Below are 11,571 nucleotides of genomic sequence, written 5' to 3' on the forward strand. Positions count from 1 at the left end.
CCGGCCGGTGGTCTCTCAGGCGACGAGCTCCTCGAAGGACTCCGCCTCGTCCGCACCGAAGCTCAGCGCCTCGTCCTCGCGCAGGCGCCGCAGCGAGCGCCAGATGCTGGACTTCACCGTGCCGACGCTGATCCCGAGGATCTCCGCGATCTCCGGGTCCGTACGGCCCTCGTAGTAGCGCAGCACCAGCATCGTGCGCTGCGGCTCCGGGATCCGGGTCAGCGCCTGCCACAGCACCGCGCGCAGCTCCGTACCGCGCATCGCGTCCGTGTCGGAGGCCGTCTCCGGCAGCTCCTCCGTCGGGTACTCGTTCAGCTTGCGCCTGCGCCAGGCACTGATGTGCAGGTTCGTCATGGTCCGCCGCAGGTAGCCGCCGACCGCCGCCTTGTCACTGATCCGGTCCCAGGCGCGGTACGTCGAGAACAGCGCGCTCTGCAGCAGGTCCTCGGCCTCGTGCCGGTCGCCGGTCAGGTGGAAGGCCGTCGCGTACAGGGCGGCACGCCGCTCCTGGACGTACGCCGTGAACTCCGCCTCCGACGTCGAGGACGGGGTGCGCTGTGCGGGAACCGCCTCGTACTTCTGAGCGTCAATGGCTACGACGTGCGCCGGTCGAGGACGGGCGACCGCCACCGAACGGACACCCGCCCGGCGGTTCACATCGTGCAGCCGCGTGACAACCGCGCTGGTCGTGGTGCTGTGCAGCGTGTTCATCTCGCGCCCCCCGTCGTGGAGTGTGTCTGCTTCGGACCGTTGTGCTTGGTGCGTTGACAGAAGCCTGCCCGGCCGACTTAACCGGGGTGTCCGTCGACTGTCACAGCACTGTCACAGCGGTCCCGCGCGGATCACGTCCCCCCGACGGTCGAACTCCCGACGGCCGATGGGACAGAATGAGCCCGTGCCTTTCCTGTTGCTGATCGAGGACGACGACGCCATCCGCACGGCCCTCGAACTCTCCCTGTCACGCCAGGGCCACCGTGTGGCCACCGCGGCGACGGGCGAGGACGGCCTCAAACTGCTGCGCGAGCAGCGGCCGGACCTGATCGTGCTGGACGTCATGCTGCCCGGGATCGACGGCTTCGAGGTGTGCCGGAGGATCCGCCGCACCGACCAGCTGCCGATCATCCTGCTCACCGCGCGCAGCGACGACATCGACGTGGTCGTCGGGCTGGAGTCCGGTGCCGACGACTACGTGGTCAAGCCGGTCCAGGGACGGGTGCTCGACGCCCGCATCCGGGCCGTGCTGCGCCGCGGCGAGCGCGAGTCCAGCGACTCGGCGAGCTTCGGATCCCTCGTCATCGACCGCGCCGCCATGACGGTCACCAAGAACGGCGAGGACCTCCAACTCACCCCGACCGAGCTGAGGCTGCTGCTCGAACTGAGCCGCAGGCCCGGCCAGGCGCTGTCGCGCCAGCAACTGCTGCGCCTCGTCTGGGAACACGACTACCTCGGTGACTCGCGGCTCGTCGACGCCTGCGTGCAGAGGCTGCGCGCCAAGGTCGAGGACGTACCGTCCTCGCCCACCCTGATCCGCACGGTCCGGGGCGTCGGATACCGCCTGGACTCCCCGCAGTGATCCGCGCGCTGCTCGCGGGCCGGCGCTGGACCAGCCTGCGGCTGCGGCTCCTCATCGTCTTCGCGCTCGTCGCACTGACCGCCGCGGTCTCCGCCTCCGGCATCGCGTACTGGCTCAACCGCGAGGCGGTCCTCACCCGTACCCAGGACGCCGCCCTCGGCGACTTCCGGCGGGAGATGCAGGACCGGGCCGCGGCCCTGCCCGCCGACCCCAGGGCGGAGGAACTCCAGCGCACCGCCGAACTCATGGCGGGCAAGAGCCCCGGCTACAGCGTGCTGCTGGTCGACGAGACCAAGGACCACCGTCAGGTGATCGGCACCGGCGGCTCCGAGTCCTTCGGGCTGGACGACGTACCGAAGTCCCTCCAGCACGCGGTGAACGACCGTCAGAAGACCACCTCGGCCAACGACTCCGAGTACCACATGTACTGGCAGCGCACGAAGCCGAACGGCAACCCGTACCTGGTGGGCGGGACGCGGATCGTGGGCGGCGGGCCCACCGGCTACATGTACAAGTCCCTCGCGCAGGAACGGGACGACCTCAACGCGCTCGGCTGGTCGCTGACCATCGCGACCGGCCTCGCCCTGCTCGGCTCGGCGCTGCTCGCCCAGGCCGCGGCCCGGACCGTGCTCAAGCCGGTACAGCGGCTCGGTGACGCGGCCAGGCGGCTCGGGGAGGGCGAACTCGACCACCGGCTCGACGTGCGCGGCACGGACGAACTCGCCGACCTCTCCCGCACCTTCAACAAGACGGCGGAGGCGCTGGAGAAGAAGGTCGCCGACATGAGCGCGCGGGAGGAGGCGAGCAGGCGCTTCGTCGCGGACATGTCCCACGAACTGCGCACGCCGCTGACCGCGTTGACCGCCGTCGCCGAGGTGCTGGAGGAGGAGGTCGACGACCTCGACCCGATGATCGCGCCGGCGGTGGCGCTGGTCGTCAGCGAGACGCGCCGCCTCAACGACCTCGTCGAGAACCTGATGGAGGTCACCCGCTTCGACGCGGGAACGGCCAAGCTGGTCCTGGACGACGTCAACGTCGCCGACCAGGTCACGGCCTGCATCGACGCACGGGCCTGGCTCGACGCGGTCGAACTCGACGCCGGACGCGACATCGTGGCGCGCCTCGACCCGCGCCGCCTCGACGTGATCCTGGCCAACCTCATCGGCAACGCGCTCAAGCACGGCGGCTCGCCGGTGCGGGTGTCGGTGTCGGTGGAGGAGGAGTGGCTGGTCATCGCGGTCCAGGACAACGGCCCGGGCATCCCCGAGGAAGTCCTGCCGCACGTCTTCGACCGCTTCTACAAGGCGAGCGCGTCCCGCCCGAAGTCGGACGGCAGCGGTCTGGGCCTGTCGATCGCCGTGGAGAACGCGCACATCCACGGCGGCGACATCACCGCCGCCAACGTGGCCGGGGGAGGGGCGCTGTTCACGCTGCGGCTGCCTATGGACGTGGGGAAGGTACTGGCGGGTGAGCAGGATGCGTAGGGCGCTGCCGGTGGTGTCGGCGGCTTCGACCCTGCTCGCGGCCGTGGTGCTGTCCGGATGCGGGATCCGGGCGACGACCGTGCCGGTGGACGTCGGTCCGGCGCCCTCCAGGGTGTCCTGCGACACCCCGGCGCAGCCGAGCGGGCAGAACGGGGTGCAGGGCTTCCGCGCCACGGTGGAACTGGTCTGCGGATCGCAGCTCGTCGGCGTGGAACGGGTCATCCCGGTGCCCGAGAAGCGCGCGGGGCTGAAGGACCCCGTGGCACTCGTCGCACAGGCGCTGCTGGAGGCGCTGGAGAAGCCGCTGTCCGCGCAGGAACGGGACGCCGGATTCACGACCGGTGTCCCGGACCAGCTGAGGGCCGAGGCCCCGAGGACCGGAGACCCGGCGGGCACGGTACGGCTGAGCCGCAAGCCGGAGGACCTCCCGCCGGTGGCGCTGTCCCAGCTGGTGTGCACGCTGGCGGGCAACGAGACGATCTCGGCGGGACCGGGCCGACCGGTCACCCTGGGCGGCCCGGACACGGACCCGCCGCGCACCTGGGAATGCACCGACGCCGTCCGCTCCCGCCCGGAGTCGGTCCTCACCCTGGGCGAAATCGCCCGCCCCTCGGCCTCGCCGGGGGCCACGGCGAAGTAGGGGCGCACGGCCCCGAGCCGACGGCCCCCCGAGTCCGAAGGCTCGGGGGGCCGCTGCGGTGGGGCACGGGGGTCACACGGGTCAGATGCCCGCTGCGGCCGCCAGGTCCTTCTTGATGGCGTCCAGGACTTCCTGGCCGCGCGTGCGGGACGGGGCGAGGTCGGAGGCCTCGGCGACCGGGACGACCACCTCCAGGTAGCACTTGAGCTTCGGCTCGGTGCCCGACGGGCGGACGATCACGCGGGCCTTGTAGTCGCCGTCGAGGTAATAGCGCAGGCCGTCCGTGGGCGGGAGGGCCGCCGAGCCGACGGTGAGGTCCTCCGCCGAGACGACCCGCAGGCCCGCCAGGGACGTCGGGGGCTCGGCGCGCAGCGCCGCCATCGCCGAGGCGATGACCGACAGGTCCGAGACGCGGACCGAGAGCTGGTCGGTGGCGTGCAGGCCGTGGGCCATCGCCAGGTCGTCCAGCAGGTCGGTCAGGGTGCGGCCCTGCTCCTTGAGCTCCGAGGCCAGTTCGGCGACGAGCAGGGCGGCGGTGATGCCGTCCTTGTCGCGGACGCCCTCGGGGTCCACGCAGTAGCCGAGCGCCTCCTCGTAGCCGTAGCGCAGGCCCTCGACACGGGAGATCCACTTGAAGCCCGTGAGGGTCTCCTCGTACGGCAGGCCCGCGGCCTCCGCGATCCGGCCGAGGAGGGACGAGGAGACGATCGATTCCGCGAACGTGCCCTGCGCCCCCTTGTGGACCAGGTGCGCGGCCAGCAGCGCGCCGACCTCGTCGCCGCGCAGCATGCGCCAGCCGCCGTCGTGCGGCACGGCGACCGCGCAGCGGTCGGCGTCCGGGTCGTTGGCGATGACGATGTCCGGGTTGACCTCGGCGGCCTTCGCGAAGGCCAGGTCCATCGCGCCCGGCTCCTCCGGGTTGGGGAAGGCGACGGTGGGGAACGCCGGGTCGGGCTCGGCCTGCTCGGCCACGAGGACCGGGTCCGGGAACCCGGCGCGGGCGAAGGCCGCCAGGACGACCTCCTTGCCGACGCCGTGCATGGCCGTGTAGACGGTCCGCACGCCCCGGGGGGAGCCGGGGGTCAGGACGGCGTCCGTACGGGCCAGGTAGGCCTCCAGGACCTCTTCGTCGAGCTGCAGCCAGCCGTCCTTGGGGCGGTCGACCGAGTCGAGCGTCGTCACGCGGGCGATGTGCCCCGCGATCTCGGCGTCCGCGGGGGAGACGATCTGCGAGCCGTCGCCGAGATAGACCTTGTAGCCGTTGTCCCGGGGAGGGTTGTGGCTCGCGGTGACCTCGACGCCGGCGACGGCGCCCAGGTGCCTTATGGCGTAGGCGAGGACGGGCGTCGGCAGCGGGCGGGGCAGGATGGCCGCGCGCAGCCCGGCGCCGGTCATCACGGCCGCGGTGTCGCGGGCGAAGTCCTCGGACTTGTAGCGGGCGTCGTAGCCGACGACGACGAGTCCGCCGTCGTGGCCCTGGGCCTTCAGGTAGGCCGCGAGGCCCGCCGCCGCCCGGATGACCACCGAGCGGTTCATCCGCATCGGACCCGCGCCGATCTCACCGCGCAGCCCGGCCGTGCCGAACTGCAGGGTGCCGGAGAACCGGTCCGCGAGCTCGGCTGCGACCTCGGCGTCTGCCGACGCTTCGATGAGCCCGGCGAGCTCGGCCGCGGTCTCCGGGTCGGGGTCCTCCGCCAGCCAGGCCTGGGCCCGGGTGATCAGGTCGTCCTGTTCCTGCACTGCTTCCGCCTTACCTCTGGTGACCTTGCGTGGCCTCGTACGTCGATCAGTCGATCAGATGCGGGCGAGGACCTGCGTCAGGAGCGTGCCCATGCGGGAGGCCGAGTCGCGGCCGGCCTGGAGCACCTCTTCGTGGTTCAGGGGCTCGCCGGACAGGCCCGCCGCCAGGTTGGTGACCAGGGAGATGCCGAGCACCTCGGCGCCGGCCTCGCGGGCGGCGATGGCCTCCAGCACGGTGGACATGCCGACCAGGTCGGCGCCCATCACGCGGATCATGTTGATCTCGGCCGGGGTCTCGTAGTGCGGGCCGGGGAACTGGACGTAGACGCCCTCTTCGAGGGTCTCGTCGATCTCCTTGCACATCGCGCGCAGGCGGGGCGAGTAGAGGTCGGTGAGATCCACGAAGTTCGCGCCGACGATCGGCGAGGTGGCCGTGAGGTTCAGGTGGTCGCTGATCAGGACCGGCTGGCCGGGCTTCATGCCCTCGCGCAGGCCGCCGCAGCCGTTGGTCAGGACGACGGTCTTGCAGCCGGCCGCGACGGCCGTGCGGACGCCGTGGGCGACGGCGGCGACGCCGCGGCCCTCGTAGTAGTGGGTCCGGCCGAGGAAGAGCAGCGCGCGCTTGTCGCCGATCTTGTACGAGCGGATCTTGCCGCCGTGGCCCTCGACGGCGGGGGGCGGGAAGCCGGGCAGCTCGGTGACCGGGAATTCGGCCTCGGGCGCGCCCAGGGCCTCGGCGGCGGGGGCCCAGCCGGAGCCCATGACGAGGGCGACATCGTGGGATTCCACGCCGGTGAGCTCGCTCAGACGGGCGGCGGCGGCGGAGGCGGCGGCGAAGGGGTCGGTAACAGATGCGTTCACGCTGACGAGCGTAGCCGCTTCCGGCCTACGCGCGTAGATGGCACAGCTCACGGTGTTCGGATCGTTGCCTTGTCGTTTCCGCCGAATCGTCCCCGGACGGCCCTGAGGGGCCTGGTCAGGCGGGTGGAGGGGTGGGCGGGGGCGTCAGCAGGGACGCTTGCGAAGTTCCATCACGTAGTCGTGCGGGGCGCCCGCGGACTCGGCCGCGTCGGCGATCTCTCCCAGGTAGCGGGCGGAGGGCAGTCCGCCCTCGTAGCCGTTGAGGACGTAGCACCAGGCCGCTTCCTCGCCGTCCAGCGTGTGGACGCGGATGCGCATGCGGCGGTAGATGTCGAGACCGACGCCCTCCCACCGGTCCATCGAGTCCTCGTCCAGTGGCGCGATGTCGTACAGGGCGACGAAGACCTGTTGGCGCGGCGCTTCCACGATCGTGGCGAGTGCGCCCTCCCAACCCATCTGCTCGCCGCCGAAGGTCAGCCGCCAGTCGTTGATCCAGCCCGTGCCGCGCAGCGGCGAATGCGGGGCGCGGCGCGTCATCAGCCGCGGGTCGAGGTTGCCGGCGTACGCGGCGTAGAGCGACATGAGTCCGAGGGTACGGGAGGGGCACCGGTGGACGCGTTCCGGCTGCCGTCCCGCCGGGGGTACCCCGGACGGCGGCCCGGGAAGGGACCGGGCGCGAAGCACCTTGATGCGTGCGGGACAATGGGGCACGGAATGCATCCCCCGGGGAGACCCCCCGGAACACCGGCCGGGGCGGCAGCCGGCCGGGTAGACGTGAGGCGGACTTTTCGTGACCCGGATCGTGATCATCGGCGGCGGACCCGGCGGGTATGAGGCAGCCCTGGTGGGGGCCCAGCTCGGTGCGGAGGTGACCGTCGTCGACTGCGACGGTCTGGGAGGGGCGTCGGTCCTGACCGACTGCGTGCCCTCCAAGACGCTCATCGCGACCGCCGAGGTCATGACGACCTTCGACTCGTCGTACGAAGAGCTCGGCATCGTCGTCGCGGACGACACGCCGCCCATCGAGCAGGCCGCGCGGGTCGTCGGCGTGGACCTCGGCAAGGTGAACCGGCGCGTCAAGCGCCTCGCGCTCGCCCAGTCCCACGACATCACCGCCTCCGTCACCCGGGCCGGCGCCCGCGTGGTGCGCGGCCGCGGCAAGCTCGGCGGTCCGCAGGGCATCGACGGCACGCGTGACGTCATCGTCACCGCCGCCGACGGCACCGAGACGATCCTGACCGCCGACGCGGTGCTGATCGCGACCGGCGGCACCCCGCGCGAGATCCCCGACGCGATGCCCGACGGCGAGCGCATCCTGAACTGGACCCAGGTGTACGACCTGGAGGAGCTCCCCGAGGAGCTCATCGTGGTCGGCTCCGGCGTCACCGGCGCCGAGTTCGCCGGCGCGTACCAGGCCCTCGGCTCCCGAGTGACGCTGGTGTCCTCGCGCGACCGCGTGCTGCCGGGCGAGGACCCCGACGCGGCCGCCGTCCTGGAGGACGTCTTCCGCCGCCGCGGCATGAACGTCGTCGGGCGCTCCCGCGCCGAGTCCGCCAAGCGGGTGGGCGACCGCGTGGAGGTCACGCTCTCGGACGGCCGCGTGCTGACCGGTACGCACTGCCTGATGGCGGTCGGCGCGATCCCGAACACCAAGGACATGAACCTGGAGGAGTCCGGGGTCCGACTCAAGGAGTCCGGGCACATCTGGACCGACAAGGTCTCCCGCACCTCCTCGCCGGGCGTGTACGCGGCCGGTGACGTGACCGGCATCTTCGCGCTCGCGTCGGTGGCGGCCATGCAGGGCCGCATCGCGATGTACCACTTCCTCGGCGACGCGGTGGCCCCGCTGAACCTGAAGACGGTCTCCTCGAACGTCTTCACCGACCCCGAGATCGCCACCGTCGGCTACACGCAGGCGGACGTGGACGCCGGCAAGATCGACGCCCGCGTGGTGAAGCTCCCGCTGCTGCGCAACCCGCGCGCCAAGATGCAGGGCATCCGGGACGGCTTCGTGAAGCTGTTCTGCCGTCCGGGCACCGGGATCGTGGTGGGCGGCGTGGTCGTCTCGCCGCGGGCCAGCGAGCTGATCCACCCGATCTCGATCGCGGTCGACAACAACCTGACGGTCGAGCAGATCGCAAACGCGTTCACGGTGTACCCCTCGCTGTCGGGATCGATCGCCGAGGTGGCCCGCCAGCTGCACACGCGAAAGGCCGCCGGAGAGGCCTGATTCACCTCCAACCGCCCCATACCGCAAGGGAGTTGAGGGCGGGGTGCGGTGGTGTGGCCGGACGTTCACCCAAGTCTCGTGCCGCGTATACCACTAGTCGCCCCGCCATATGGACAACTTCGGTATTCCGGCGCAAGGAGCTGAAAGCAGACGGTCGTTGGGGTTACTGTCAGTTTCGTGTTCGCTGCAGAACGTCGCCAATTGATCCTCGAAATGGTGCGGGCCAACGGAGCGGTGTCGCTCCGGGAGCTCGCCCGTGTCGTCCAGACCTCCGAAGTGACCGTACGGCGGGACGTGCGGGCACTGGAGGCAGAAGGACTCCTCGACCGCCGGCACGGCGGTGCGGTGCTGCCGGGCGGTTTCACCCGTGAATCCGGCTTCCCGCAAAAGTCCCATCTCGCGACGGCGGAGAAGACCGCCATCGCCGATGTCGCGGCCTCCCTCGTCGAAGAGGGCGAAGCCGTCGTCGTCGGAGCGGGCACCACGACCCAGGAGCTGGCCCGCCGGCTCGCGCGGGTGCCCGGCCTGACCGTCGTGACCAACTCGCTGCTCGTCGCCCAGGCGCTGGCGCACGCCAACCGGGTGGAGGTCGTCATGACCGGCGGCACCCTGCGCGGCTCGAACTACGCGCTGGTCGGCAGCGGGGCCGAGCAGTCCCTCCAGGGGCTACGGGTCTCCCGGGCCTTCCTCTCGGGCAGCGGCCTGACGGCCGAACGCGGCCTGTCGACGTCCAACATGCTGAGCGCGAGCGTGGACCGTGCGCTGGTCCAGGCCGCGGCGGAGGTCGTCGTCCTCGCGGACCACACGAAGCTCGGTACGGACACCATGTTCCAGACGGTGCCGACGGACGTGATGACCCGCCTGGTGACGGACGAGCCGCCGCCGCACGACGACCGGGCCGGTGCGGAGTTGCAGGCGCTGGCGGACCAGGGCGTGCAGATCACCGTGGCCGGTGGTGGAGCGGCCTCCGGGGGCGCCGGTGACGGCATGCCCGGGCGCCGCCCCCGCCGGGAGTCACCCCTGCCGGTCCAGCGGCGGGGCGGGCCGACGGCCCAGCTGCGCAGCGCGGGTGTCCTGCCGGACGTGCAGCCGGGGGAGCGGGCGCGGGTCGCGGACATGCGGCGCCGCTAGCCGCGGTGCGATGGGGCCGAGGGTGCGGCACCGCTGCCGGGGCTCCGCCCCGGACCCCGCGCCTCAAACGCCGGCGGGGCTGACTTGCCCCGCCGGCGTTTGAGGTACCGCTGCCGGGGCGGAGCCCCGGCAAGGACGTCAGTCCTTGATCTCGCAGATCGTCGCGCCCGAGGTGAGGGACGCGCCGACCTCGGCCGTCAGGCCGACGATGGTGCCGGAGCGGTGCGCGTTCAGCGGCTGCTCCATCTTCATCGCCTCCAGGACGACGATGAGCTCGCCTTCCTCGACGCGCTGGCCCTCCTCGACGGCGACCTTGACGATCGTGCCCTGCATCGGGGACGCGAGGGTGTCGCCCGAGGCGGCGGGGCCGGACTTCTTGGCCGCGCGGCGCTTGGGCTTGGCGCCGCCCGCGGCGGCCGTGCGGGCCAGGGTCATGCCCAGGGACGACGGCAGGGAGACTTCGAGGCGCTTGCCGCCGACCTCGACGACCACCGTCTCGCGGCCCGGCTCGTCCTCGGTGTCGTCCGCGGCCGGGGCCTGGAACGCCGGGATCTCGTTGACGAACTCGGTCTCGATCCAGCGGGTGTAGACCGTGAACGGGTTGCCGTCGGTGGGCGCGAACGCGGGGTCGGTGACGACCGCGCGGTGGAACGGGATGGCCGTGGCCATGCCCTCGACCTCGAACTCGGCCAGCGCGCGGGCCGCGCGCTGCAGGGCCTGCTCGCGGGTGGCGCCGGTGACGATCAGCTTGGCCAGCAGGGAGTCCCAGGCGGGGCCGATGACGCTGCCGGACTCCACGCCCGTGTCCAGGCGGACGCCCGGACCGGTGGGCGGGGCGAACTTGGTGACGGTGCCGGGCGCCGGGAGGAAGCCGCGGCCGGGGTCCTCGCCGTTGATGCGGAACTCGAAGGAGTGACCGCGCAGGACCGGGTCGCCGTAGCCGAGCTCCTCGCCGTCGGCGATGCGGAACATCTCGCGCACCAGGTCGATGCCGGCGACCTCTTCGGTGACGGGGTGTTCGACCTGGAGGCGGGTGTTGACCTCGAGGAAGGAGATCAGGCCGTCCGCGGAGACCAGGAACTCCACCGTGCCGGCGCCGACGTAGCCGGCTTCCTTCAGGATCGCCTTCGAAGCGGCGTACAGCTCGGCGTTCTGAGCCTCGCTCAGGAACGGCGCGGGCGCCTCCTCGACGAGCTTCTGGTGGCGGCGCTGGAGCGAGCAGTCACGGGTGGAGACGACGACCACGTTGCCGTGGGAGTCGGCCAGGCACTGCGTCTCGACGTGGCGGGGCTTGTCGAGGTACCGCTCGACGAAGCACTCGCCGCGGCCGAAGGCGGCGACGGCCTCGCGGACGGCGGAGTCGTAGAGCTCCGGGACCTCTTCGAGGGTGCGGGCGACCTTCAGGCCGCGTCCGCCACCGCCGAAGGCGGCCTTGATGGCGATGGGCAGGCCGTGTTCCTTGGCGAACGCGACGACCTCGTCCGCACCCGAGACCGGGTCCGGGGTGCCCGCGACCAGCGGCGCGCCGGCGCGCTGGGCGATGTGGCGGGCGGCGACCTTGTCGCCGAGGTCGCGGATGGCCTGCGGGGGCGGGCCGATCCAGGTCAGGCCGGCGTCGATGACGGCCTGCGCGAAGTCGGCGTTCTCGGACAGGAATCCGTATCCGGGATGGATGGCGTCCGCACCGGAGTCGGCGGCGGCCTGGAGGACCTTGGAGATGTCCAGGTAGCTCGCGGCCGGGGTGTCACCGCCCAACGCGAACGCTTCGTCGGCCGCGCGGACGTGCAGAGCGTCCCGGTCCGGATCGGCGTAGACGGCTACGCTCGCGATCCCGGCGTCCCGGCAGGCCCGGGCAACGCGGACAGCGATTTCGCCACGGTTGGCGATGAGCACCTTGCGCACGATGGCTCCC

At 71.9% G+C, this 11,571-nt stretch carries 10 protein-coding genes; 5 read left to right on the forward strand and 5 right to left on the reverse strand.

Annotated features, from left to right (window positions below; translation table 11 throughout):
- Positions 1–15: 15 nt before the first annotated feature.
- Positions 16–711, reverse strand: coding sequence for a SigE family RNA polymerase sigma factor (locus ACFYZL_RS02535; protein WP_384744697.1), 696 nt, complete (start codon positions 709–711; stop codon positions 16–18).
- A 184-nt stretch (positions 712–895) separates the two neighbouring features.
- Between ACFYZL_RS02535 and afsQ1 the strand changes: the two genes are divergently transcribed.
- The 3 genes from afsQ1 to ACFYZL_RS02550 are packed head-to-tail and all read left to right on the forward strand — an operon-like array spanning position 896 to position 3,697.
- Positions 896–1,573, forward strand: coding sequence for a two-component system response regulator AfsQ1 (afsQ1, locus tag ACFYZL_RS02540; protein ID WP_063754818.1), 678 nt, complete (start codon positions 896–898; stop codon positions 1,571–1,573).
- On the forward strand, positions 1,570–3,057 hold the full coding sequence (locus ACFYZL_RS02545) for an ATP-binding protein (protein ID WP_384744698.1): 1,488 nt from the start codon (positions 1,570–1,572) through the stop codon (positions 3,055–3,057). The genes afsQ1 and ACFYZL_RS02545 overlap by 4 nt, the downstream gene beginning before the upstream one ends.
- Positions 3,050–3,697, forward strand: a complete 648-nt coding sequence (locus ACFYZL_RS02550) for a hypothetical protein (RefSeq protein WP_388675855.1) — start codon at positions 3,050–3,052, stop codon at positions 3,695–3,697. The genes ACFYZL_RS02545 and ACFYZL_RS02550 overlap by 8 nt, the downstream gene beginning before the upstream one ends.
- A gap of 81 nt (positions 3,698–3,778) precedes the next feature.
- Here ACFYZL_RS02550 and ACFYZL_RS02555 read toward each other — a convergent pair whose 3' ends face one another.
- The 3 genes from ACFYZL_RS02555 to ACFYZL_RS02565 form a co-directional block, all read right to left on the reverse strand.
- A complete protein-coding gene (locus ACFYZL_RS02555; RefSeq protein WP_384744699.1) occupies positions 3,779–5,437 on the reverse strand; it encodes a phospho-sugar mutase in 1,659 nt (552 codons plus the stop codon).
- A gap of 54 nt (positions 5,438–5,491) precedes the next feature.
- On the reverse strand, positions 5,492–6,298 hold the full coding sequence (locus ACFYZL_RS02560; RefSeq protein WP_384744700.1) for a purine-nucleoside phosphorylase: 807 nt from the start codon (positions 6,296–6,298) through the stop codon (positions 5,492–5,494).
- A 144-nt stretch (positions 6,299–6,442) separates the two neighbouring features.
- A complete protein-coding gene (locus ACFYZL_RS02565; protein WP_007266087.1) occupies positions 6,443–6,880 on the reverse strand; it encodes a gamma-glutamylcyclotransferase in 438 nt (145 codons plus the stop codon).
- A 208-nt stretch (positions 6,881–7,088) separates the two neighbouring features.
- Here ACFYZL_RS02565 and ACFYZL_RS02570 point away from each other — a divergent pair, with 208 nt between their 5' ends.
- Together ACFYZL_RS02570 and ACFYZL_RS02575 are read left to right on the forward strand one after the other, a co-directional pair.
- Entirely contained in the window at positions 7,089–8,528 is a 1,440-nt protein-coding gene (locus ACFYZL_RS02570; RefSeq protein ID WP_384744702.1) for an NAD(P)H-quinone dehydrogenase, read from the forward strand.
- Positions 8,529–8,705: 177 nt separating this feature from the next.
- The gene (locus tag ACFYZL_RS02575; RefSeq protein ID WP_384744703.1) at positions 8,706–9,659 is read left to right on the forward strand and encodes a DeoR/GlpR family DNA-binding transcription regulator; all 954 of its coding nucleotides are present in this window, start codon (positions 8,706–8,708) and stop codon (positions 9,657–9,659) included.
- Positions 9,660–9,797: 138 nt separating this feature from the next.
- Here the strand turns inward: ACFYZL_RS02575 and ACFYZL_RS02580 are convergent, their stop codons facing one another.
- On the reverse strand, positions 9,798–11,561 hold the full coding sequence (locus ACFYZL_RS02580) for an acetyl/propionyl/methylcrotonyl-CoA carboxylase subunit alpha (RefSeq protein WP_388675375.1): 1,764 nt from the start codon (positions 11,559–11,561) through the stop codon (positions 9,798–9,800).
- Between the last annotated feature and the right edge of the window lie 10 nt (positions 11,562–11,571).

Origin of the sequence: Streptomyces sp. NPDC001717 (assembly GCF_042892775.1) — a bacterium.
Lineage (GTDB): Bacteria > Actinomycetota > Actinomycetes > Streptomycetales > Streptomycetaceae > Streptomyces.